We start from the raw sequence: 23,392 nt of genomic DNA on the forward strand, positions 1-23,392 counted from the left end.
TTACCTTTTAAAATTTATAATTTAATCCAATGTAATAACTCCTACCATTTCCCACTAAGTACTGATTAGAAGCTGCATTTTGGTAGGTATAATATTTTTCATCAAAAAGATTTTTAATACCTAAATTCACTTGCATATTTTTGTAAGTATAAATCAAACCTAAATCTGTTAACAGGTATTCATCAATATCTGCATCGCTTTCATCTTTTGCTTTAGAAAAATAACTCAGATCTAAAAAGCCTATGAGATTATGATAAAAATAATACTCAACTCCTGCAGTGGCTTTCGTTTTTGAAACCAAAGGTATATCTTTGCCTTTGTCTGCACCTACTGAAATTTCAGCATCTACAAAGGCTATATTTTGATAAAAAGATACTTTTTCAAAGTCTTGTCTAAGTCCTAGTTCAAAACCATAACGGCGTGTTTCATCCAAGTTTTTATATCCATATTCACTCATTAAAGAACCATAAGAATTGATTTCATCTTTACTTTGGGTGTAAAAAAGAGCGATATTTATTTCATTAAAGTCCCATAAATAATCTTTTAAACCAAGTTCATAGGTGTTGTAGGTTTCGGATTTTAGATTTGAATTTGTGAAATAAATGGTATTTCCATTTTCTTGTTTTCTTGCACGGAATTGATAAGGGGTTGGCGAAACAAAACCGCGTTCGAATTTAATATATGTCCTACCTGTATCTGAATAACGAAGAGTTGGAGTGAGTTCTAAAGCGAAATTATCTGTATTGATATTATCGCTGTTAAAATTATATCCACTTCCTGTGCCATGGTGCTTATAATCTGCATACTCATATCTTGCTCCTGCACTTAATATCAAATAATCACTAAATTCGTGAGAGTCTAAAATAAAAACTGAATGAGTATCTTTTCTATCATTGCTTGTGGTTGTGCCAATTAAAGAATCACTAAAAGCTTTGCTTTTATGTTGAGCAAATTCGTATCCATAAACTAGGTATGAATTTTCTCCGTAAGAGAATTTATTTTTTAGGTTAATGCCTTGGAGTATGTCTTCAAAATTACTTCCTTTTGAATACACCCCTGTGTCTGTTTCTTCAATTTTGGTTTTTTGTTTTTGCCAAAAAATCACAGAATGAAGATCTAATTTATCGTTAATTTTATATTTAAATTCAGTGCTTAGTTGAGGTTTTTCGATTTTAAACGTCGTTGCAGAATCTCCTCTTTGATGAGGGTTGCTTTCAGCTTGTTCTTTGGTTAAAAAACCTGAATTTTCATCATCATTTTTGTAATAAGAAAAATTAAAATTAATACTCATATCATCATTAATATCATAAAGAAATTTAGAATTTTGATAAAATCCTTTTTGCTTGCTACCTTCTTGATTAGACTTAGTATTAAAACCTTCAAAAGTAACATTAAAAGCAGCTTGCGGTGTGATTTTAATCGCAGTGTTTAGACCTAATTGGGTTCCAAAATTTCCATTATCAAAAGCGCTTTCTTTAAAATTTAAACTCGCTTTGGTTTGTTTATTTTTTTTGGTGATGATATTAATTACCCCACCTCTTGTTCCATTACCATAAAGCACAGCTCCGCCCCCTGGAATAATTTCTATGCGTTCAATATCTTCAAGAGCCACACTATCCAAGGGTTTAAAATTTGTTCCCGAGGCATGCAGGCGGTTTTGATCGAGCGCATTAAGGGCTATGCCATCTAGCATTAATTTAACTGCAGCATTAGCGTTTTTTCCTTGTCCTCTAAGGTCAATGTTTCGGCTTGTATTGCCATTGACTCCTAGGCTTGCAAAAGAAATTCCACCCACCCTTTGTAAGGCTTGTTCTACTGAAGTGTAGCCTTTGTTTTGCAAGTCTTTACCTTCAACAACAATGACATTTCTTAAATTACTGTCCGCATCTTGTTCAAATCCATTAGCTGAAACGATAACCTTATCAAGTACAGCTTTGTCTTCTGCGTAAGCATTAATAAATAAGAAAGCAAGAAGGGAAAATTTTAAAAAACGAATTGAATTCAAATTTTATCCTTTTATATTAAAATCAGAAATGATAATCTATATCATTAAAAATAAAAGAGTAAATTTATCTCTTATTTAATTAAATTTTACTTAAATATCTTAATAATTTGATTTAATATCATATTTGTTAGATTTTAAGTTTATATTAATACGATAATAGATATCATTAATTTTCTTAAAAATTTGTTTAAAAGGATGGCAATGAATTTTGAAAATATTATCACTCATATGAATGATCATCATGGGAGTAATTTGGTTGATTTATGTGTTAAATTTGGTGGGGCTAAAGAAGTTAAAAATGCCAAGCTTGTAAGCGTGGATTTTGAAGGGCTTGACATTGTTTATAATGATAATGAAAAGCTTAGAGTTGAATTTGTAAAAAAAGCCGATGAAAACTCTTTAAAAGACGCTATTATCGAGCTTTGTAAAGATGCAAAACCCAGTGCAAATCTTGATAGTGTAAAGCAAGAAATGCTTGAGTTTATGCGAGAATTTAACTCTGTGTGTCTAGCTACACTTAGTCCAAGCGGAAGTGTTGTTTGCTCATATGCGCCACTTATACAATGCGAAGAGGGAAATTTTATTTATATTAGTGAGGTTTCAGAACATTTTGCTAATATCAAAGAGCATCCAAATAATATAGAAGTAATGTTTTTAGAAGATGAAAGTAAGGCTGCTTCTGTGATACTTAGAAAAAGAGTAAGATTTAAAGCTGTAGCCAAATTTATGCCAAGAGATGAAAGCTTTGATCGAATTTATGATATTTTTGAGAAAAGAGCAGATAAAGCAGTTAAGATGATACGCAATATGCTTGATTTTCATTTGATTAAACTTGAATTTGAAGAAGGGCGCTTTGTTAAAGGATTTGGTCAGGCTTATAATGTAAAAAATGGTGAGCTTGCTCACATTGGTGCAGGTGCAGGTAATCCGCATCAATTCCCGCATAAACATTGATTTTTCTAGTGGAATTATCCACTAGCTTTTATTTTTTAATAAGATTTTTTGCCTTTTTCCACAAGGCTATGCCTATATTTTTTGCTTTTTTAGAATTAAAATCTTTGTATTTATAGCTACTGAATTTTTCAAGTTCTGAAATTTCTTGTTTGAAGGAATTGATTTTACTTTGTGCGAGTTTGTTAAAATCATTGATTTTTGGGTTTTTCTTTAAATCATTTAGGCTTAAAAAGATTTGTTCTCTGCTTTCTGTGGCAAGGCGTTTGAGCTTAGAGAATAAAGTATTAAATTCATTATTCAGCAGATCTTGTAAAATACTTTTAATCGGATCAGGGTTTTTGTGAATTTCATATCTTAAAAGTTCAATAAATTCATCTTCAAGATGGACAAGTTGTTTAGCTTTTGCACTTAAATCTTCTTCCAAAACACAATATTTAAAACTCGTTTTAAATTTTTCTATACCTTGCTCTATACCTTGCTCTATACCTTTTACAACTCCTATACATAGATCTTTAGCGTAATTTTTAGATTCATTGGCTAGTTCAAAAGTTTCGTGCAAAATAGTTTTAGAAATACTTAAAATGCGTTCTTTTTCAAAATTACTCTCACAAATTGCGTTATACATAAGATTTTTAGTGATAGTGGTTGCAGTAAATTCGATATCTTCGTTTTTTTCTAAAGTGGTGATTAAAGCACTTTGGATGATTTCTTTTAAAATATCGAGCGTTTCTACTTCAAATAAAATCGCCTCATTGATGTAATCTTGAAGTTCTTCTTTAAAATCAGAATTTTGTATGCTTTTTTCAAGTTCGAAAAAATTTTGGCTAATTTCGTTTTTGATATGTTCTTTTTGGCGTTCGATTTTGCTTTGAATGAGGGAAAGTTCGTCGATGTATTGATAAAGCTTATTTTCTTCGTGTGCAATTTGTGCTTTAATGAGAGCTTTAATCACGCTAGTAGCGTTATTTTGGTTAAGCATATTAAGTTTTTTTAGAGTTTTTAGAAATTCTTCTAATAAAACATCAAGAGCAAATCGAACTCTTTCTTCTTTGGTTTTTTTATAAACTAGACTAAAAACGCAATCTTCTATGAGCAAAGAAATATTTTCATTTTTGGCATTTGATAGGGTTTGTTCAAAAATATTTATTAAATTAAGCATTGTTTATCCTTTTATAATACAAATTTGGCTTTATTTTTAAGTTTTTCAAAAATATCTAGTCTATCTTTTTTGCTATCCACATATACGCTAAGTAAGTAGCTGTGGTATTTTCCGCTTGTGCTAGCGTTGGAGTGTCGGTATTTAAATTCTCTTTGTCCTAAAAGTTCTTCAAAAATTTCTCCCGCATTAACACCTATTTCAAAAATAACTTTATAATCCCAAAAAGTAGGATAATTAACTATAGGTTCTTTTTTAAGATCGCACAAATTTACCACTTTTTCCTCCTTCTTTATTTTCAAGTATGATTTGGTGTATAGTCATTTCTTTATCAATGGCTTTTACCATATCATAAATGGTTAAAAGTCCTATGCTAACGCCTGTTAATGCTTCCATTTCCACTCCGGTTTTGCCTTCGCATTTAACGCAAACAATGAGCTTGAAAGTGCAAGCGTCGCTAAATTCTTCAATATCAGTTTCAACCTTAGAAATCATCAAAGGATGGCACATAGGTATGAGTTCGCTTGTTTTTTTAGCGCCCATAATCGCTGCTATAATAGCTGTTTGAAGTACTGGACCTTTTTTAGCTGAATTTTCTTTAATTGCCTTAAAAGCTTCTTTGTTCATTGTAATCATTCCGCTTGCTTTAGCTATTCTTTGAGTAATATTTTTTTGACTCACATCAACCATTTTAGGGCGATTTTTTTCATCTAAATGAGTTAAATTCATAATTTGCCTTTAAAAAATTCTAAAAATTATATCAAATACAATAAAATTTAAGCTAAAATAAACTTTTAAATTAATTATAAAAAGGATAAATAATGGCTTATAATGACGATGATTTAGAATTTGATGATTATGAAGATGATGTGTTTGATGATGATTATTCTAAAACAAATTACAATTATGATGAGGATGATTATTCTTACGATGATGATGATTCCAACGAAGATACCTATGAAATGCCTTAATGAAAAATTCTTATAAAAAACGCAAAATTTTAAATGTTAAAGATATTAAAACCTTAGCTTTGTCCTCATTGGGCGGGACTTTGGAATTTTATGATTTTATCATTTTTGTATTTTTTGCAAATATCATTTCTATGCATTTCTTTCCTAGCACCTTAAGCCCGCTTTGGAGGGATATTAACACTTATGGTATATTTGCTGCAGGTTATCTTGCAAGGCCTTTAGGCGGTATCATAATGGCGCATTTTGGGGATAAATTTGGGCGTAAAAATATGTTTATGCTAAGCATTTTACTTATGGTGATTCCTACTTTTTTATTAGCTTTGATGCCAACTTTTGAAAGCATAGGTTATCTTGCGCCGATTTTTTTAATTTTTGTGCGAATTTGTCAAGGTGTAGCTGTGGGTGGTGAGTTACCTGGGGCTTGGATTTTTGTACACGAACATGCCCCGCAAAATCAAAAAAATCTTTATTTGGGTTGTTTAACCGCTTCGGTAACAGCAGGAATTTTACTTGGAGCTTTGGTTTATCTTGGAATTTATGCGATTTTTGATACAAAAGAAGTGCAAGAATGGGCTTGGCGTATAGCTTTTGCTTTGGGCGGTGTTTTTGGGATTATTTCTATTTATTTAAGAAAATTTTTAGAAGAAACCCCAGTTTTCAAACAAATGAAAAATGATAGTGTTTTAGTAAAATTTCCCCTTAAGGAAGTGTTTAAAAGCTCAAAAATTGGCATTGTGATTTCTATGCTAATGACTTGGATTTTAACGGTTTGTATTTTAATTTTTATTTTAATGATGCCTGATTTTTTAATTAAAGACAATTTAGGTCATCAAATACTTCATTTTGATGTTTTTGAAAAGACTTACTTGCAAATTTTTGGTTTGCTTTGTTTGGCTTGTGCTTTGATTTTAAGCGGTTATTTGGCAGATAAAATTAAACCTTATAAAGTTAGCATTGCTTTTATTTTTATTTTTGCTTTATTTAGCTTTTTATTTTTTGAAGAAATTTATAGTTTGCCTAAAGTTAGAGATGAAGTGTTGATTATTATTCTTTATGGTTTGACTTGCTTTAGTGCAGGAGTTGCAAATTTTTGCCCTATTTTTATGAGTGATGTTTTTAAACCTCATATTAGATACAGCGGGATTTCTTTTGCATATAATATTGCTTATGCTATATCAGGAGGTTTTACTCCACAACTTTTTGTATATTTGCATTCCAAAGCAAGTTCTGATCAAAGTTATTTTGGAATTTATGGACCAAGTTTATATGTATTTTTAGTTTGTTTAGTTGCGTTAATTGCAAGTATTTTAATGATTAGATTTTATAAATTTAAAATTTAATTTATTTTATCAAAGCATAAATTGTTGTAAAATCTTTTGAAATTTCAAGTTCGTAATTTATGCTTTCTAATTTATTTCCTTTTAGACTTTGAAAATTTTTATAATCAAAATTATCTTTATTGTTTTTGAATTGTTTGAAAAAATCTTTAAATTTTAATTCAGAATCTATAAAATTACCATTTTCATCCACAAAGCCGTGATTGGAGTGTATAAGGGTAATTTTTTCTCCTTTTTTAACCTTAAAACCATCTTTTGCAAAAAGTTGTAAAATTCCTTGTCTTGAAAGATTAATGGCTAAATCTCTTGCGTCTAATAATGCAGAGTCAAACATTGTCATATCTGATATAATGAAAGTAAAGTGCTCGAAATTATTTACCATTTTTGCTTTAGCATTAGTGTCCAAGATAAGACGATTGTTTTTGGAAAATTCTTGCAAAGAAGGGGCAATATTAAGCTTAACTTTTAACGCATCTTCACTATACATTAAAGCTCCTGAAATAGCATCAACAAGCGTGTTTTCAAAGGTGTTAAATTCTCCACCAAGATATAAGGTATTATCATAAGATTTTGCATTATTTTGTAAATTTAGTGCCGAAGGGGCAATAAAAATAGCGTTATCGTTTTTATACTCATCAATATTTAAATTTTTAATACTTAAAGTATTATGATGTGAATTTTTAGAGAGTCCTGCAATAATATTGATATTTCCCTCTCTTTTATCTGATGCTGTTCCCATTGCAATAGTATCAATAAAGATATTATTATAAGCACTTTCTTCATTGGCAATAATATAATGTTCGTTAAATGGAGTGGCTGAAGAGTAGTTGTTTAAGATAATAGTATTTGAATTTGCGTTTTTAAGTGCTTTGATGATGGTTTTTGAACCAAAAGAAATGTTACTAGCTTCGCTTAAGCTTTGAACATTATTGTATGATATGAGGTTATTATTACAATTTTGTGCTTCGTTGATTATGCTTAAATTTCTTGCTGAAATTAGGGTATCTAAATAAATTTTGTTATGATTTGCTTCTTGTGCAAAATACTGTTTGTCTTTAAATTCTGCCTTTTGCACACCATAGATGAAAAGTGGCAAAGAAGAAAGGGAATTTTTGATATGAATTTCATTAAAGTTAGCTTTTCCTTCTAAGGTTTTTGCAGCAACAATGTTGATTTTATCTTTATAATTTTGAGCTATATCAAGTTGAGTTAAATCATTTTCTAAGTTTATGATATTTGAATTTGCGCCTTTTGTTCCATAGCCACCATAAAAACCAAAAATATTTTCTCCTGTGAAATTTTCATGTGCAAAAAAAGCTTGATCGAGTTTTATGTGAATTTCGTTAGAATTTGCCTCTCCCTTGTTTGCCTCTCCTGCATAAAAATTATAAGAACCTTGTATAAAAGTAGAATCATCATAAGAATGAAGAGTCTGTAAATCTTTTATATAAATTTTATTTTGTAGCGCGTTACCTTGCTCGGTTTTTCCGCCCCAAAATTCTGCAAAGAAAACAGAACTGTAAGTTAATGAAGCTTTTGAGAAATTAAGTCCCAAATTTAAATTATTGATTTCTAGGGTGTTATTGGTCGCATCGTAATTTGCATTATTATTAACATCAACATAAGCTGCAATGATATGTGCAGCTGAATTTGCCGAATATGCTTTATAAGTACCATGTGTGACTAAATTAGTTCCATTGAAAATTAACTTATTATTTTTTGCTAAGCCATTGATTGTAAATCCACCTATAAGATGTGTGATTTTTTCATCTTCAATGATATTTTCATAACGATCTTTTTTGAAAATAGATGCATGAATATCTATCATTGAACCACTTTCAAGCAAAAGAGTGTTAGAAATTACATCAGCATTTATGCCCATCGCCCCTAAAATATAAGGTGCACCGTTTAAAGAGACGGTATAATCATCATTTGCTCCTATATTAATATAAGCATTTTTAATGATGGTTTGGTTATTTTGCGCATATTCTCCGCCATTGACTAAGGCTGCCGTAATGATAAAATTATGTGCTATTTCTGAATTTTTTGCTTTAGGATCAGGTAATTTTATATTTTGAGGTTTAAAATAAATTTCTGAACTCAATTCCCCCTCTTCTAAAATCAGCTTGTTGTTATTTGCATTAGCGTTTTGCACATAAGCAGTGGTTATAAAAGGGATAAAAATTGCATCTTTAAATTCTTTTTCGAGAACGCTAAATCCATGCTGGCTTGTAACTTTAAAATTTTCAGTAAAATCAGGAGTTAAAATCTCTATGGTTGCATTTTGCTCATTCATATTGGGTGTAGTATTTTGTGAATTGTTGAGAAATAAAGTGATGTCATTAATATCTGTATTTGATTTAATCGCATAGTAATTTGTGCCATTTAATTTTTTGAATTGTTTGAGTGTGTTATCATAAATTTCTTGATTTGTAAATGAGTGTTTTGGAATAAAAAATTCTTGTTCGTTTTTTTCTATAGCTTGTGTTGCATAAGTTATGGAGCTTATTAAACTTATTGTAAATAAAATTTTAGTGTTTTTATATATTTTCATAGAATTTTTTCCTTATGACCAATTAATGCTAATTAATGCTATTCTTATCAAAAAATTCTATATATAAATACTTTAAATATATATTAAATTATTTAAAATATTTATATAATATTTTTTATATATAATTTTTTTAAAAGCATTTTGCAAATATAAAGATTTTTTTTAAATGTTTGATTGTGTTAATTTTTCTGAAAAATATGATTTTTCAGCTATAATAAAAATTAAAATTTTGAAGGAGAACTTAATGGAACAAATTCGCCATGATATGAATGAAAAATTACTCAAAAGCGTCGAAACCTTACCACCACTTCCAGAAACTATCCATAAATTAAAAAAATATATAGATGAAGAAAGAACAAATATCCAAACAGATAAAGTCGCTCAAATCATACAAGCTGATCCTTTGGTTACAGCAAAGCTTTTACAGCTTGCAAATTCTCCCTTTTATGGTTTTTCAAGGGAAGTTAAAACCATCAATCAAGTTGTGACTTTGTTTGGGATTAATAATATTAAAAATATCATTTTGGCAGACTCTATAAGAAGTAATTTTACCATCGATGTTTCTCCTTATGGACTTGATACTCAAAAATTTATCCAGACTTGCAATGAAGAAGCCGGTTTTATTTCAGAATGGCTTTTAGAAGAAGATAAGCAGCTTTCTTATTTGCTTGTGCCTTGTGCTATGCTTTTAAGACTTGGAATGATTATTTTTTCTAATTTTCTCATTCAAAATCATAAGGATAAGGAATTTTTAGAAACTTTAAAACAAAATAATTTTCGCGATATTACAATGATAGAAAATCAATTTTTGGGCGTTGATCATTTGTCTTTTTTGGGATTTTTATTTTATCGTTGGGATTTTGATGAAATTTTAATTGAGAGCATTTGTTTTGCTAATACCCCACATTCTGCTTCAGATGAAATTAAAAAAAATGCTTATGCATTAGCTGCAGTAAATTGTATTTTTGCACCTTATAACGGAGGTTCGGTTTTTAATTCTAAAAAAGCAATTTCTTTACTTAAAGAAGCCAATGGGCAAGGAATGAATTTTAATATTGATCATTTCATTGCTAAACTTCCGCAATTTGCAAAAGTAAATCTTAATAGCACTGATGATGAAATTTAGTTTTGATGTTATCAACCATACTTCCACCAAATGAATTTTTGGATGATTATGTTTTAAATATTCAATTTTACAAGCTTGCAGGAATTTCTAAAAATGCTTATAAATTTTGGAAAAATGCACAAGTGGCGAAATATCAAGGAACTAGAACGATTTTTTTGCATAAAAATTATATTTTGAGTAAATATCAAGATATTGTAAAACAATGTGCAAATTTAAATGGTTATGTTTTGGCAAGTGCTTTTTGCTCATTTACTACACTTGCGCCTTCTCATTTGGTTGAGAGTAATAATTCACAAATTTATCAGCTTTTAGACATTCAAGAAATATGTGGGATAAAATTTGTTAATCTTAAGGCATTTTATGATTTTTTAGGGCTTGAATACGATAAATATATTTATATAGAAAAATGCCATTTTTTTAGTCCAACTCCATTTGAAAAACGCATTAAAATCACTGACAGTATGTGTGTGGGGTATTATTAAAGTATCTAAAAGAAGAAAGCGAGAAAATCTCGCTTTTATAGTTTAAGCTAAAGCTTTTTTTGCAGCTTCTGCGATTTTTGCAAAAGCAATAGCATCATTCATAGCTAAATCTGCTAAAATTTTTCTATCAAGTTCAATACCTGCTTTTTTAAGCCCATTAATGAATTTAGAATAACTTAAATCATTTAGCCTGCAAGCAGCATTGATACGCACGATCCAAAGACGGCGAAAATCTCTTTTTTTGCGGCGTCTATCACGATACGCATAAACGAGACTTCTTTCTAATTGTTCTTTTGCTTTTCTAAAATGTTTGCGGCGTCCACTATAAAAACCACGTGCTAACTTTAGAACTTTTTTATGTCTGCGGCGTCTTACAACACCTGTTTTTACTCTTGCCATTTTTATTTCCTTTCATAAAGTGGCGTCCAAATTTGGAGCTTGCCCTTAAAAACTTTAAAATTTAAGGGGAGTTTGAATGACTTTGTCAAAAACTTAAATTCCTAGCATTTTTTCAACAGCTTTTATATTTGTGCTATGCACATATTTAGCTGTGCGAAGATCACGCATTCTTTTTGCAGGTTTTTTAGTCAAAATATGGCTTCTAAAAGCAGAGCCTCTTTTGATTTTATTTTTACCCACTTTGAAGCGTTTAACTGCGCTTTTAACGCTTTTCATCTTTGGCATACGCTTTCCTTTCGGATAAATTTTAAATTTTTTCAAAAAGAAAAGCTAAATACTAGCAAATTTTTGCTTTTTAAATTCTGAATTTAAGATGTTATTTTTGGCACAACTTTTGCTTATAGCTTGAAAGCAATATTTTTGAAAAAAAAGTGAATATTTTATGATTTTAGAAGCAAAAAATTCTTATACAAATTTAAATTCTATTAATTTTGCACAAAATTATAATTTTAGCAGCCAAAACAAACAAAATCAAGTGGAGCAAACATCTGATTTTATTATTCATAATTATAAAATCACTTATGCAAGCGAATTTGGTTTTCGAACTGATGAAAATGGAATTTTTGATAAAGATTTAAATAAAATTTCTCAAATTCCGCAAAGCTATGATTTGGATATAAAGAGTGTTAGACTTATTTCTAAAGAACTTTTAAAGCAAGATGAAATGCTCAATTATAATAAAATTGATCTTCCTCAAATTTTAAATCATTATTATTCTAGCTTAAAAGCTTTAAATTCTGAATTTGAACAAAATGGCGAGCAGTATTTAACTCGTGAGCAAATTTCTTCTTTAGTGCAAGGTTTTTCAACTCAAGATGGGATGCAAAATTCTGAAATTAAGCGAATTTATAATGATTTAAATGAGTTAAAAACAGCACTTAAACAAACCAGAAATCTTAATGTATTAAATTTGGATAATAAAATCATTAATTTTAATTTTGATTCAGCTATTAACAATACAGCCGATAATAATTTTATCAAGCCTTACTTGTCAAAAAATTCTAGTGTTGCCAAATCAGGTCTTTTTTTAAATTTTATTTATCAAGATTTAAAAAGTCAAAATGAAAATAAAGCAAATTTTTTTATGAATCCTGTTGAATTAAGTCTTAACGCACATAAAGATTTTTATAATTTACTTGACAATAAAAATTCTTTCGAAGAATTTATCAAGGAACAAAATAAGGAAAAAATGAGCTTTGATCTTTATCTTTATGTTAATGGTGTGGATAAAAATAGTGTTGCTGATGATAAGCTTGCTTTATTATTTCAACAATATGTTAATTATCAACATAATATTAATTTACAAGATTTTGCAAATTCAAGCTCCATTTTTGGACTTTATATGCAAGAATCTTTGGAAAATTTTTCTCAAATCAAGCAAGAATATTCCACTCAAAATGATGAAGAAAAACTTATTAAAGCTAATGAAAATAAAAGTCAAGCGATGGATTATTTTTTAAATCACAGAAAAAAACAAGCAGGGTTAAATAAAATTTTAAATTCTTATCTTCAAGCTATGGCATAAAACTTAAGTTTTTTGTATTATAATTTTTAAACTTATTTTTATATTTTTTTGTTATTATCCCCAAAAAAAGATAAAAAATATCCTAATTAAGGATAAGTTAAGGAATTAAAGTGAAAGTATATTTAGACAATAACGCAACAACCATGCTTGATCCTAATGCTTACGAGTTAATGTTGCCTTTTTTGAAAGATATGTATGGCAATCCAAATAGCCTTCATCAATGGGGAAGTGCAACGCACCCTGCTTTAAGAGAAGCAATGGATAAGCTTTATGCTGGGCTTGGAGCAAATGACTTAGATGATATAGTTATAACCTCCTGTGCGACTGAAAGTATTAACTGGGTACTTAAGGGTGTTTATTTTGATCATATTTTAAACAAAGATCGTAATGAAGTTATCATTTCAAGTGTAGAACACCCTGCAGTAACTGCGGCGGCTTATTTTTTAAAAAGCCTTGGAGTAAAAGTCATAGAGCTTCCTGTCAATGAAGAAGGAATTTCAACCCCACAAGATTTAAGAGAAGTTATAAGCAATAAAACTGCACTTGTAAGTGTAATGTGGGCAAACAATGAAACCGGAATGATTTTCAATATAAAAGAAATGGCAGAAATTGCTCACGAATTTGGCGCACTTTTTCACACAGATGCTACCCAAGCTGTTGGAAAAATCAAAGTGAATTTAAGCCAAGTGGGTGTGGATTTTGCCTCATTTTCGGCTCATAAATTCCACGGACCAAAAGGCGTAGGTGGGCTTTTCATTAAAAAAGGCTTAAAACTCACTCCGCTTTTACACGGTGGAGAGCATATGGGCGGTAGAAGAAGTGGGACTTTAAATGTGCCTTATATCGTAGCAATGGGCGAAGCTTTGCGTATCGCAAATACTATGCTCGAATTTGAAGATTCTCATATACGCCGTTTAAGGGATAAATTAGAAGATCAAATTTTAGCTTTACCTGATACAACAGTGGTGGGGAAAAGAGAGCACCGCGTACCAAATACAATTTTGGCAAGTATTAAAGGCGTAGAAGGCGAAGCAATGCTTTGGGATTTAAACAAAAATGGCATTGCAGCAAGCACAGGATCAGCTTGTGCAAGTGAGGCATTAGAAAGCAATCCTATCATGGAAGCAATCGGCGCACAAAGCGATTTGGCTCATACAGCTTTAAGACTTTCTTTATCGCGTTTTAATACAGAAGATGAGATTGATTATGCAGCAAAACAAATCAAAGCTGCGACAGAGCGTTTAAGGGCAATTTCTTGTACTTACGCTTATAATCCAAATAATTACAAATAATAAGGAAAAAATATGGCAAAAAATAATTTAATAGGTGGTTCCATTTGGGATGAATACTCACAAAAGGTTCAAGATAGAATGAATAATCCACAACATATGGGAGAATTTACCGAAGAAGATGCTAAAAATCGCAACGCTAAGCTTATAGTAGCTGATTTTGGTGCAGAAAGTTGTGGTGATGCGGTAAGACTTTTTTGGCTTGTGGATGAAAAAACCGATAAAATCATCGATGCGAAATTTAAAAGCTTTGGTTGTGGCACTGCTATAGCAAGTAGCGATACAATGGTTGATCTTTGTATAGGAAAAACGGTAGATGAAGCGGTAAAAATTACTAATTTAGATGTAGAATTTGCGATGCGTGATAACCCTGAAACTCCAGCCGTTCCACCACAAAAAATGCATTGTTCTGTTATGGCTTATGATGTAATTAAACAAGCTGCAGCACATTATAAAGGTGTTGATCCAGAACATTTTGAAGATGAAATTATGGTTTGTGAGTGTGCTAGAGTAAGCCTTGGAACAATTAAAGAAGTAATAAGACTAAATGATTTACACACAGTAGAAGAAATCACTCAATACACTAAAGCAGGGGCTTTTTGTAAATCTTGTGTTAAGCCTGGCGGACATGAAAAAAGAGATTATTATCTTGTAGATATTTTGGCACAAACTAGGGCTGAAATGGATAAAGAAAAACTTAAAAATGCAAGTAAAAACGATGTAGCTTTTGATGAGATGACTTTAGTAGGTCAGTTAAAGGCGGTAGAGACAGTTTTAGATGCTGAAATTCGCCCTATGCTTCATGGAGACGGTGGGGATTTAGAGGTTATTGATATACAAAAGGCTGAAGGTGCGGCAATTGATATATATATCCGATATCTTGGTGCTTGTAGTGGGTGTTCTAGTGGAAGCGGTGCGACACTTTATGCTATTGAAACTGTCTTACAAGAAGAACTTAGCCCTAATATCCGTGTGATGCCTGTTTGATTTTTTGATTTAATTTAAATTGAGTAAAAATTCACCGGAAAGCTACCGGTGAATTGAAGATTAAATAATTTTTAGCTTTTTAAATACAGCCAACCAAGTTTTTAATTTCTTAGCTTGTTTTTCAAGTTCAGCTTTCATTTCTTCTTTTGGAATTTCTTTACCATCTTTGATGATACCTTCATTTTTCTCTTGTAGAACATTAGCTACAAATTCAACCCAATCTTTTTCTTTGTCTTTTAGAGTTGAAGCATAAACAAACATAAGATCAAGTTGATTTAATGAAATTGCTTCTCCTGTTACTGGACTGATAAGGTGATTAATAAATCCAAAAGTTTCTGTACTTCTTTCAAGGATATATTTATTAAGCTTTTGAGTATGGTTTTGTGCTTTTTCTATAGTTGCCTCATCTTGTGCAAGTTTGATATAGTCTTTTGAGCTAAGTGCAATTAAAGCTTCAAGAAGTTCAATTAAGTTTACTTCTCTTTTTAGAGTTTTTTCCAAACTTGCTTTGATATCTTTAAGCAATTTAGGTTCATTATCTTGAAGTATTTCAAATAATGGAGTGTAGAAGTCTTTATTAAGATCCAAAGTACCTTTATAAGTTTGAATGCTATAATTTGCTTCGGATAATGGAATGGTAAGCACAATTCTTAAATCAAGCATTTCTCTTTCCCATTCAGCATCATTAAGTCTTACGGCACCTTTTACCCAATAATCTGATCTTAAATTGTTAGCAAAAATTAAATCTTTTAACATTTCGTAAAGCTCTTGATTATAAGCTACTTTTGCTAATAATTCTCTTTCTTCTTTAGAAAGTTGGATATTTGTTAAATGATCGTTAAAATTTGCATAAGATGCAAAATTAAGTTTCGCGTTATTTCCAAGTTCTTTTGATATTTCCAAGAAATCAAAAGCATATTGATGCTCATTTAAAAGTTCGTGAGCAAGATAGTTATCATCCATTCTTTGTAAAGTTTGAAGCATTCCTATAACTCTTGGGCTTTTAATAACTTCTGTTGATGGAAGAGAAACCAGTTCGCTAACAAAATTAAGTCCTTCTCTAGCTCTAATCGAACTTGCTTTTCCGCCAGCTGTTAGATTGGTTGAATACGCTCTTAATAAATTTCTAAAAGGAGTTACAGAACCCCATCCTGCTTGGCAATTATAGCTAATGTAGCAAACTCCGCCTATTGATAAGTTTTTGTGAATGAAAGCAGTAATTTGCTCTCTAACTTTTGGAGAAACCCAGCTATAAATTCCATGTAAAGCGATGAAGTCAAATTTAGGCAAATCATCTCTTTGAAGCAATTCTTCAAAAGAATCATCGAAAATATTGACAGAAGCTCCTGAAATATCGGCCATATTTTTTGCAAAAGCCGCTTGAGAAGGATTAAAGTCTGTTCCGTACCAATTTACATTTGTGCTTGCAGCATTAAAGTTAAGACTAATACCTTGACCAAAACCTAATTCGCAAGCATTTTCTATTTTTGGTGGTAAAAGTTTATGTGCTAAAAAGCAAAGTTTAATCCTAAGTGGATTAAGCATTTTACAGTATCCTCTAGTGTAGTTGATATCTGTTACATATCCTTGATTCCAATTCATAATCATTCCTTTTTGAATAAAATCTACGCTCAAAAGTATAACCAATAAGAAATTAAACATAAATAAAATAATTTTCTTTTTTATTTTTGATTTATTTTATATCTTTTTTATATCTTTTTTATTAGAATGCTTTATTTGCAGCTTTTTAAGGAGTTTATGCCTATGAGAAAAAAACTTTTTGGTATGATAATTTTTGTTTTAATTTTATTATATTTCATACAAATTTATTTTATGGGTTTGATGAATGAAAAAATTGTCACGCAAATACTTAATGAAAAACGTTTTTTTCAAGTTCAAAATATAAATTACCAAAAAGGTTTTTTTAATTCTCATTTAGAGTTTGATATTTTTTTAAAGCAAGAAGAATTTGATTTTTTAAGTCCAAATTTGGAAAATTATCCCTTACATATGAGCTTAGAAATTTCACATAATGTTTTTTCTAAAAATACTTTTTTAGGTGTTTTAGAAAATACTTCTAAAGATTTTGAAGCTATTTTAGAGGATAATATAATTGCGAAGATTAATGCTAAATTTTTTCCTTTTATGAAAAATGATATTTTGATTTCTTTTCCAAGTATTGATTTTTCAGATGATATGGCGGTTTTAAAGTTTGATAAAATGGATATTGTAATAAATTTAGATGAAACTAAAATCTATACATTAGGACTTAAAATTAATAAATTACAATTTTCAAGCAATCAAGATGATATTATTTTAACTGATTTATCCTATGATGAAAAATTTAAAGAAGGTATCGAAATTAATAATTTTGGTAAAGATTTAAAATTTGGAAATTCAAGTTTATCTTTAAAGCAAATACAGATACAAAAGAGTAAGATAGAGGATTTGCTCATTGATTTTTCTAGTAGTAAAAATGATATCAGTGCGCCGACTTTTGATTTAAATTTGGATTTAAAAATAAAAAGTTTGATACTTAAAAATGATATTTTTCCTATGTTTGAAGGAAATTTTCAAAATATATTTTTAAATTTGGAAATTGATAAAATTTCAAAAAAAGCTTATGAAGATTTTATTATGCAAAAAACTATGGATATAAAGGTTTTGATCCGCGAATTTTTGTCTTTTAATCCTTTTGTTAAACTTAATAATTTCAGCTTTTCTAAAAATGAGAATAAATTCATATCAAAGGCGGATGCAAAATTAAGTTTAGATGGTTATAAGGTCAATGTTCATGCACAAAGTGATGTTGGGGTGGGAGAATTTTTCCCTATTTTAAATTTAACTGAAGGATTTTTTATCGAAAAAGATGGGAAATTTTATCTTGATCTAAAGGCTAATACTATGATTAGAGGTGAAGAGAGTATGGAACTTAATGGCAAAAGCTATGCTTTGGAAGGTTTGGTGATTGATTGATGAGTTTGGCTTTAGAATTTCGGCCTAAAAATTTAAACGAAATTTTAGGACAATATGAACTCGTTGAGGTTTTTAAAAAATTCATTACCATGCAAAAACTGCCACATAGTTTGTTTTATGGCGTGGCAGGCTCTGGAAAAACGAGTTTTGCAAGGGCGGTAGCTAAGGAATTTGGCTTAGATTTTTTTGAATTCGATGGAGGTAATTTTAAGCTTGAAGAATTAAGAAAGATTTTGGATAATTACAAAAATAGTCTTTACAAGCCCCTAATTTTCATCGATGAGATTCATCGTCTTAGCAAAACTCAGCAAGAAATGCTTTTGATTCCTATGGAAAATTATCGATGTATTATTATAGGTGCAAGCACCGAAAATCCTTATTTTGTTTTAAGTTCTGGCATTAGAAGTCGTTCTATGCTTTTTGAATTTTTGCCTTTGGGAGCAAAGGAATTAGAGATTTTACTTTCAAGAGTGCAAGAAAAATTAAAATTTGAGCTTGAAGATGAGGCTAGGAATTTTTTGCTTAAAAGTTCTGATGCTAGGGCAATGTTAAATTTATTGGAATTTGCTTTGGTTTTGGATAAACAAAATATTACTTTGGCAAATTTAAAAAAACTTCGCAATGGGGTAAATAGTGAGGGTGTGAGTTCTAAAGATACGCATTATCTTTTAGCAAGTGCGATGATAAAAAGTCTTAGGGGAAGTGATGTGGATGCGGCGATTTATTATCTAGCAAGGCTGATTGATGGGGGAGAAAGTGCTGATTTCATCGCTAGGCGTTTGGTGATTTTTGCAAGTGAAGATGTGGGAAATGCTGATCCTAATGCCTTAAATTTAGCGGTTTCAACCCTAAATGCGGTAAAAAATATAGGCTATCCTGAAGCAAGGATTATACTTGCACAATGCGTGGTGTATTTAGCCAGTGCGGTTAAATCAAATTCAAGCTATATGGCTATTAATGATGCGCTTAGTTTTGTCAAAAACAATCCACCGCTTGAAATACCAAATTATCTAAACAACAATCACATAGAAAGGAAAAACTATCTTTATCCCCATGATTTTGGTGGTTGGGTAGAGCAAAAATATCTTAGTAGGGATTTGAAATTTTATCATAGCGATGGTTTGGGTGATGAAAAAAGGCTTTTGGAAAATTTAAATAAAATGAAAAATTGTTTTAAGAGATGAAATCATCTCTTAAAATTTAAAAATGGTAATTTGCCTCAAGTCTAACTGTATTTTTGTCCCCGTTTTCATATTTAGCATCGGTACTTACATAAGAATACCAAGCTTCAAAAGAGAGTTTTGGCGAGTATTGATAACTTGCTCTTGCAACGGTTTCCATTTTCTCACCTCCTCTATAACGAAGAGTAGCTAAATCGCTGCTTTTTGTTCCGCCATAAACAAAATCAGCACCCAAGCGAAAGCTTTCATTGAAAGTGTATCCAGCACTTATAAAACCGAAAATATTTCTTCCCACATCGCCATTTAACTTAGAGCCATCGGTATAAAAAATTTCTTCTCCGCCAAGATCTAAATTGCCTTTATCTTCAAGAACTTGTATCGTTAATGCTTTATCATCACCATAATACACGCCTCCTAAACTTGCATCCCAGCCATAAACTTCGATAGAGCCTTTGAGCACAAAAAGATTTCCATCATCAAAACCAAGATGATCTTTTAGGGAATTATCAATGTGATTACCAAGATAAGCACCTTCTAATTTCCAATTTACATGATTAAATAATAAAGTATCATAGCTTATATCGGCAGCATAAAATAAAGCATTATCATTTAAATACGAAAGCCAAATTTGTGAATTTAAAGAACCTTCGCCTAATTTATAACTTCCTAAGGCTGCCACGCCGTAGAGATTTTCTCCAAATAAATCAGCTAAAATTTTGCCATTCGCATTAAAAACAGCGTGTCCGTCATTCCATAAATCACCTTCTTGCTCATCGATACCAAAACTATCAAAGACAAAAGCACTTAAGGTAAGTCCATCAAAGCTATTATTAAACACCTTAATACCTGTTCCAACTAGACCATCGATGCTATTATCTGTCCAAATGGTGTTAAGCTGTTGCTTACCAGCAATTATGCTTGTAGCAAGGTTTTCATTGGTGTAAGTTAAGTATAACTGACGCACATTTAAAGTATCCTGCGTACTGCTTACGCTATTTGCTCCAAAACCACCATCTTTTGCGGTATAACTAAGTTGGATAAAAGCTTTGAAATTATCTGCTATACTAGCACCAAAATTTATTTGTGTTTTGTAGTTATGAGTTTGTTTATCTTTGATATAGCCTGCGCCAACTTCGTCAGTAAAACCTCTTGTATAATCCCCGCTAGCACTATCATAGCGATATCTTAAAACCCCAGATATATCAACATCTTTTATAGCTTCTTCTAAAGGCAGGGCGTAAGAATTTGTAAATAAAACCAAAGTGGCACATAAACTAAGTTTCAATTTTTTCATATTTTTCCTTGTTTTTTAAATTTTCTGATTATATGAAAATAAACTTAAAAATTTGTAAATTTTTGATTTTTATTATCATTTATTGAATTTTAAATTTTCAAAATTTTCTCTTAAGTCTAGGTATATTTTTAAATAAAACTTGACATACCCATCCCCATCAATTTAGGTTAAATTTGTTTTCCTACTGTTTGTTTATCAAGTTTTTTTGAAAGATAAAGATCTACTATAGGCTGTTCTCTGCGATTAGCTCTTTTGCAATGATCTTTTTGAAAAAAATCAGTCAGTTTTATAACAAATTTTGCCCATTTTTTGTGGCGATTGCGCCAAGCATGAGATGAGATAGACTCACAAGCATAGCCATTGAAAATCGTTGCATTGACAAAATGATCTAAAGCTCTTACTCCTTGTCTTACGCGTTTTACGCTTCCAAAAGTTCCAATGATAACAATGAGTAAATATCCAAGTATTGCTAAAGGTACTAAGGCACAAAGTAAAATTGTTCCAGCTAATCTTTCTTTCATTGCGACTTTCTTTTGGTGAATTTTATACGCATACCGTTGGCTGATCTTATGGTTAAGCGACCGATGATATCAGGGACAAAACTCTCTTCAAGTTCAAGTTTATATGCTCTTAAAATATTTGCTAAAATCAAAATCGCTTCTTGCATTGCAAAGCCTTGTCCTATACAAATTCTCTCACCCATGCCAAAAGGCATATAAGTATCTTTTTTGATATTATTTTTATCTCCGTGTCTTGTAGGATCAAAGCCATTTGGATTTTTCCAAAACTGTTCATGTCTGTGTATTAGCCAAGGTGCTACAACGACACCAGAGCCTTGTGCTACTATTTTGTCACGTATTTTGGTTTCTTTTTTGGCTTCTCTTGCGAAAAATCCTACTGGCGGATAGAGTCTTAGGGATTCTTTGAAAATGCAAGTAAGGTATTTGAAATTTTTTAGATCTTGAATTTTGAATTTTTCTTGGCCAGCAATTTGTATAATTTCTTCATAAGCTTTTTCTTGGTGCTCTGGAAAAAGACTTAAAAGATAAAGTGTCCAAGTCAAAGAACTTGCTGTAGTTTCATGACCGGCTAAAAAAAGCATAGCAACTTGATCTAGAATTTCTTCAAAAGAAAAACGCTCATTGGTATCTGCATCAATAACTTCAAGTAAAGAAGAAAGAATATCTGAATACCCTTCATGCTTACCGTTGCTCACGGCATCATAACGAGGCTTTATGATATCTGATAAAACTTGGCGTATGAGTGCAGCTGATTTTAATCTTTTTCTCTCACCTAAAATATAAGAAAGCCACTCAGGAAAGCGAAACATTTTCCTCATTGCGGTTTTTACAGTTTCTTCTTGCACGCTAACAAAGGCTTCTAAAACTTCTCTTCCTTTAATTTCATCAAGCTTGGCAGACATTATAGTTCTAAAAATCACATCAGCAGTGACAAAAGTCATATATTCATCTACTTCGATGATGCTTTTATCAGGGTATTTTTCAAATTTTTGCATTAAATCTTGTACTGCATCACTCATCAAATCAAAAACTTTAGAAATCCTTGTCATCTCAAAAGAAGGTCTTAAAAGCTCTCTTTGCTTTTCCCAAACTCTGCCATTTGTAGTAAAAATACTCTCGCCAAGCAAAGGGCTTAGAAGTCTATGAAGCAATTCGCTTTTTGGAAAATCCCTTACTTCATCTACCATAATGCGTCTAACTTCTTTAGGGTCATTTACAACATAAAGATCAAAATTTGGCATTTTGACTCTACCCATTTGCATTTTGTAGCTGCGTTCATATAAACCATCAAGCCAAGATCTGCGTTTAAGTAAGAAGGTTAGAAGTGTAGAAGCTTTATTTTTATAGGGTTTAGGATGAAAAGGACATGGCATGATAACTCCTATTTAATCTTTTCTTCAAGCATTTTTTCTCCTGCAACGAAATCAAAAAAATCATAATCGCCTTTGATTTCATTGGCAAAAAGATATAAAAAATGCGCTTGATATTTATTTCTTTTTATTTTTTTATAATTTTCTTTTTTATATAAGGTATGGAATTTTGGGGATAAAAACTTAGGATAGGTAAAAATTTTATCTTCTTTTACCCCACTTGTTTTTATAAAATCAACTCCAGCAAAACAAGCTCCATCAATTATCGAGCCAAAATCATACCATAAAATTTTATCTTGTTTTATCAAAAATTTTAAATCTTGTCTGAAATTTTCAGATATTTTTTGATAACTTACCAAAGGAATGCACTCTCCTAAAGTTAAAACTTTCAAAGAGTGAAATTTAACATTTTCTTTTAAACACTTTTTAACAAGCAAGGCTAAAACTTTAACGCAAAGTATAGTTCCAACGCTATGGGCGCATAAAATTAACTCATAATTTTTTGTATTTTGATTGTTTTTTAAAGTGTTAAAAATAGTATCTGCAAATTCATTCATTCTAAGATCTAGCACCCCTTGTCTGCGTTTTTCCCAATTAGCACAAAAAGAACAAATTCGCGAAATCCAAAAGGCGCCGATTTTTTTGCCAAATTCAAATAGTATTTTAATGCTAAAATAAAAAAGTGCAATGAAAATAAAACTTGCAAATATCAAGCTTAAGGAATTAAAATCCATTAAAAATCTTACCCCATAAAACCCAAATGCACTAATGAAAAAAGTGAGTGAAAAAGAAAAAAGCACATAAAAAAAAGGGTAATATCCAGTGATAAGCTGATAAATAGACTCTTTACCAAATTTAATAAAAAGTCCTGTAATGGTATAAATTCGAAAAAAACTCCACCAATCTTTTAGCGCATCGAGTAAATTTTCAGACCAGTTTTTTTTAACGACATCATTCCAAGCTAGAAAAGTATAAGTTGTGTTTGAATTTGGGGTTGAAATTTTCCATGTGGGGTATTTTTTTATTTCGGCTTTACTTGTTTGATATGTGAAAGATGAGATTTTATTTTGCTCATTAATATTTTTTTTAAACATAGAAAAATAATGTCTATAGCCTCTAGGATCATATCCAGCTATATAAAAAGTATCACGAGTTATATTCATAAAACACCATTGTTTAAGATAAAAATTTTCAAAAATGCTACC

At 30.6% G+C, this 23,392-nt stretch carries 22 protein-coding genes; 10 read left to right on the forward strand and 12 right to left on the reverse strand.

Annotation, left to right across the window (positions count from 1 at the left end):
- Positions 1 to 7 precede the first annotated feature (7 nt).
- Entirely contained in the window at positions 8 to 2,005 is a 1,998-nt protein-coding gene (locus AAH949_RS01195) for a TonB-dependent receptor (protein ID WP_348518730.1), read from the reverse strand.
- 201 nt (positions 2,006 to 2,206) lie between these two features.
- On the opposite strand from AAH949_RS01195, the gene AAH949_RS01200 reads away from it, so the two are divergent.
- Complete coding sequence (locus AAH949_RS01200; RefSeq protein WP_348518731.1) at positions 2,207 to 2,959, forward strand: HugZ family heme oxygenase; 753 nt, start codon at positions 2,207 to 2,209, stop codon at positions 2,957 to 2,959.
- A 28-nt stretch (positions 2,960 to 2,987) separates the two neighbouring features.
- Here AAH949_RS01200 and AAH949_RS01205 read toward each other — a convergent pair whose 3' ends face one another.
- Genes AAH949_RS01205 through moaC form a run of 3 tightly spaced genes read right to left on the reverse strand, consistent with a single transcriptional unit; the run spans position 2,988 to position 4,844 of the window.
- Complete coding sequence (locus AAH949_RS01205; RefSeq protein ID WP_348518732.1) at positions 2,988 to 4,118, reverse strand: hypothetical protein; 1,131 nt, start codon at positions 4,116 to 4,118, stop codon at positions 2,988 to 2,990.
- 11 nt (positions 4,119 to 4,129) lie between these two features.
- Positions 4,130 to 4,393 (reverse strand): DUF493 family protein, encoded by a 264-nt coding sequence (locus AAH949_RS01210; protein WP_348518733.1) that lies wholly within the window; start codon positions 4,391 to 4,393, stop codon positions 4,130 to 4,132.
- Entirely contained in the window at positions 4,371 to 4,844 is a 474-nt protein-coding gene (gene moaC, locus AAH949_RS01215) for a cyclic pyranopterin monophosphate synthase MoaC (RefSeq protein WP_348518734.1), read from the reverse strand. Before moaC ends, AAH949_RS01210 begins: the two co-directional genes overlap by 23 nt.
- Before the next feature lie 92 nt (positions 4,845 to 4,936).
- Between moaC and AAH949_RS01220 the strand changes: the two genes are divergently transcribed.
- Both AAH949_RS01220 and AAH949_RS01225 read left to right on the forward strand, forming a co-directional pair.
- A complete protein-coding gene (locus tag AAH949_RS01220; RefSeq protein ID WP_208335046.1) occupies positions 4,937 to 5,086 on the forward strand; it encodes a highly acidic protein in 150 nt (49 codons plus the stop codon).
- Positions 5,086 to 6,426 (forward strand): MFS transporter, encoded by a 1,341-nt coding sequence (locus AAH949_RS01225; protein ID WP_348518735.1) that lies wholly within the window; start codon positions 5,086 to 5,088, stop codon positions 6,424 to 6,426. The genes AAH949_RS01220 and AAH949_RS01225 overlap by 1 nt, the downstream gene beginning before the upstream one ends.
- A 1-nt stretch (position 6,427) precedes the next feature.
- On the opposite strand, the gene AAH949_RS01230 is transcribed toward AAH949_RS01225, so the two are convergent.
- Positions 6,428 to 8,977 carry a hypothetical protein gene (locus AAH949_RS01230; RefSeq protein WP_348518736.1) on the reverse strand — a complete coding sequence of 850 codons (2,550 nt, stop codon included), beginning with the start codon at positions 8,975 to 8,977 and terminating at the stop codon, positions 6,428 to 6,430.
- Between the two features lie 253 nt (positions 8,978 to 9,230).
- On the opposite strand from AAH949_RS01230, the gene AAH949_RS01235 reads away from it, so the two are divergent.
- Positions 9,231 to 10,103, forward strand: coding sequence for an HDOD domain-containing protein (locus AAH949_RS01235; RefSeq protein WP_134237741.1), 873 nt, complete (start codon positions 9,231 to 9,233; stop codon positions 10,101 to 10,103).
- Between the two features lie 2 nt (positions 10,104 to 10,105).
- On the forward strand, positions 10,106 to 10,585 hold the full coding sequence (locus tag AAH949_RS01240; RefSeq protein WP_134237565.1) for a cysteine permease: 480 nt from the start codon (positions 10,106 to 10,108) through the stop codon (positions 10,583 to 10,585).
- 42 nt (positions 10,586 to 10,627) lie between these two features.
- Here the strand turns inward: AAH949_RS01240 and rplT are convergent, their stop codons facing one another.
- Both rplT and rpmI read right to left on the reverse strand, forming a co-directional pair.
- Positions 10,628 to 10,984: a 50S ribosomal protein L20 gene (gene rplT / locus AAH949_RS01245; protein ID WP_134237566.1), complete on the reverse strand. Its 357-nt coding sequence runs from the start codon at positions 10,982 to 10,984 to the stop codon at positions 10,628 to 10,630.
- 93 nt (positions 10,985 to 11,077) lie between these two features.
- Entirely contained in the window at positions 11,078 to 11,269 is a 192-nt protein-coding gene (rpmI, locus tag AAH949_RS01250) for a 50S ribosomal protein L35 (RefSeq protein ID WP_002862434.1), read from the reverse strand.
- Between the two features lie 157 nt (positions 11,270 to 11,426).
- On the opposite strand from rpmI, the gene AAH949_RS01255 reads away from it, so the two are divergent.
- The 3 genes from AAH949_RS01255 (at position 11,427) to AAH949_RS01265 (ending at position 14,845) form a co-directional block, all read left to right on the forward strand.
- Complete coding sequence (locus AAH949_RS01255; protein ID WP_134237742.1) at positions 11,427 to 12,569, forward strand: hypothetical protein; 1,143 nt, start codon at positions 11,427 to 11,429, stop codon at positions 12,567 to 12,569.
- A 110-nt stretch (positions 12,570 to 12,679) separates the two neighbouring features.
- Positions 12,680 to 13,861, forward strand: a complete 1,182-nt coding sequence (locus tag AAH949_RS01260) for a NifS family cysteine desulfurase (protein ID WP_134237567.1) — start codon at positions 12,680 to 12,682, stop codon at positions 13,859 to 13,861.
- Between the two features lie 12 nt (positions 13,862 to 13,873).
- The gene (locus AAH949_RS01265; protein WP_134237568.1) at positions 13,874 to 14,845 is read left to right on the forward strand and encodes an iron-sulfur cluster assembly scaffold protein; all 972 of its coding nucleotides are present in this window, start codon (positions 13,874 to 13,876) and stop codon (positions 14,843 to 14,845) included.
- A gap of 60 nt (positions 14,846 to 14,905) precedes the next feature.
- Here the strand turns inward: AAH949_RS01265 and AAH949_RS01270 are convergent, their stop codons facing one another.
- Positions 14,906 to 16,447 carry a class I SAM-dependent methyltransferase gene (locus AAH949_RS01270; RefSeq protein WP_348518737.1) on the reverse strand — a complete coding sequence of 514 codons (1,542 nt, stop codon included), beginning with the start codon at positions 16,445 to 16,447 and terminating at the stop codon, positions 14,906 to 14,908.
- A gap of 162 nt (positions 16,448 to 16,609) precedes the next feature.
- On the opposite strand from AAH949_RS01270, the gene AAH949_RS01275 reads away from it, so the two are divergent.
- Together AAH949_RS01275 and AAH949_RS01280 are read left to right on the forward strand one after the other, a co-directional pair.
- Entirely contained in the window at positions 16,610 to 17,821 is a 1,212-nt protein-coding gene (locus AAH949_RS01275) for a DUF945 family protein (protein ID WP_348518738.1), read from the forward strand.
- Positions 17,821 to 19,005 (forward strand): replication-associated recombination protein A, encoded by a 1,185-nt coding sequence (locus AAH949_RS01280; RefSeq protein ID WP_348518739.1) that lies wholly within the window; start codon positions 17,821 to 17,823, stop codon positions 19,003 to 19,005. Before AAH949_RS01275 ends, AAH949_RS01280 begins: the two co-directional genes overlap by 1 nt.
- A gap of 16 nt (positions 19,006 to 19,021) precedes the next feature.
- Here AAH949_RS01280 and AAH949_RS01285 read toward each other — a convergent pair whose 3' ends face one another.
- From AAH949_RS01285 to AAH949_RS01300, 4 genes are all read right to left on the reverse strand, one after another.
- On the reverse strand, positions 19,022 to 20,296 hold the full coding sequence (locus tag AAH949_RS01285; RefSeq protein WP_348518740.1) for a major outer membrane protein: 1,275 nt from the start codon (positions 20,294 to 20,296) through the stop codon (positions 19,022 to 19,024).
- Between the two features lie 167 nt (positions 20,297 to 20,463).
- Positions 20,464 to 20,817 (reverse strand): hypothetical protein, encoded by a 354-nt coding sequence (locus tag AAH949_RS01290; protein ID WP_348518741.1) that lies wholly within the window; start codon positions 20,815 to 20,817, stop codon positions 20,464 to 20,466.
- Positions 20,814 to 22,193: a cytochrome P450 gene (locus AAH949_RS01295; RefSeq protein WP_348519174.1), complete on the reverse strand. Its 1,380-nt coding sequence runs from the start codon at positions 22,191 to 22,193 to the stop codon at positions 20,814 to 20,816. The genes AAH949_RS01290 and AAH949_RS01295 overlap by 4 nt, the downstream gene beginning before the upstream one ends.
- Before the next feature lie 5 nt (positions 22,194 to 22,198).
- Complete coding sequence (locus tag AAH949_RS01300) at positions 22,199 to 23,344, reverse strand: DUF829 domain-containing protein (RefSeq protein ID WP_348519175.1); 1,146 nt, start codon at positions 23,342 to 23,344, stop codon at positions 22,199 to 22,201.
- Between the last annotated feature and the right edge of the window lie 48 nt (positions 23,345 to 23,392).

Source organism: Campylobacter sp. CCS1377 (genome assembly GCF_040008265.1).
GTDB lineage: Bacteria > Campylobacterota > Campylobacteria > Campylobacterales > Campylobacteraceae > Campylobacter_D.

What these genes read in the sequence shown, in the direction of transcription:
- AAH949_RS01200 (WP_348518731.1), top strand. Translation starts at nt 2,207, where the DNA reads ATGAATTTTGAAAATATTATCACTCATATGAATGATCATCATGGGAGT.
- AAH949_RS01205 (WP_348518732.1), bottom strand. Translation starts at nt 4,118, where the DNA reads ATGCTTAATTTAATAAATATTTTTGAACAAACCCTATCAAATGCCAAA.
- moaC (WP_348518734.1), bottom strand. Translation starts at nt 4,844, where the DNA reads ATGAATTTAACTCATTTAGATGAAAAAAATCGCCCTAAAATGGTTGAT.
- AAH949_RS01220 (WP_208335046.1), top strand. Translation starts at nt 4,937, where the DNA reads ATGGCTTATAATGACGATGATTTAGAATTTGATGATTATGAAGATGAT.
- AAH949_RS01225 (WP_348518735.1), top strand. Translation starts at nt 5,086, where the DNA reads ATGAAAAATTCTTATAAAAAACGCAAAATTTTAAATGTTAAAGATATT.
- AAH949_RS01230 (WP_348518736.1), bottom strand. Translation starts at nt 8,977, where the DNA reads ATGAAAATATATAAAAACACTAAAATTTTATTTACAATAAGTTTAATA.
- rplT (WP_134237566.1), bottom strand. Translation starts at nt 10,984, where the DNA reads ATGGCAAGAGTAAAAACAGGTGTTGTAAGACGCCGCAGACATAAAAAA.
- rpmI (WP_002862434.1), bottom strand. Translation starts at nt 11,269, where the DNA reads ATGCCAAAGATGAAAAGCGTTAAAAGCGCAGTTAAACGCTTCAAAGTG.
- AAH949_RS01255 (WP_134237742.1), top strand. Translation starts at nt 11,427, where the DNA reads ATGATTTTAGAAGCAAAAAATTCTTATACAAATTTAAATTCTATTAAT.
- AAH949_RS01265 (WP_134237568.1), top strand. Translation starts at nt 13,874, where the DNA reads ATGGCAAAAAATAATTTAATAGGTGGTTCCATTTGGGATGAATACTCA.
- AAH949_RS01270 (WP_348518737.1), bottom strand. Translation starts at nt 16,447, where the DNA reads ATGAATTGGAATCAAGGATATGTAACAGATATCAACTACACTAGAGGA.
- AAH949_RS01275 (WP_348518738.1), top strand. Translation starts at nt 16,610, where the DNA reads ATGAGAAAAAAACTTTTTGGTATGATAATTTTTGTTTTAATTTTATTA.
- AAH949_RS01280 (WP_348518739.1), top strand. Translation starts at nt 17,821, where the DNA reads ATGAGTTTGGCTTTAGAATTTCGGCCTAAAAATTTAAACGAAATTTTA.
- AAH949_RS01285 (WP_348518740.1), bottom strand. Translation starts at nt 20,296, where the DNA reads ATGAAAAAATTGAAACTTAGTTTATGTGCCACTTTGGTTTTATTTACA.
- AAH949_RS01290 (WP_348518741.1), bottom strand. Translation starts at nt 20,817, where the DNA reads ATGAAAGAAAGATTAGCTGGAACAATTTTACTTTGTGCCTTAGTACCT.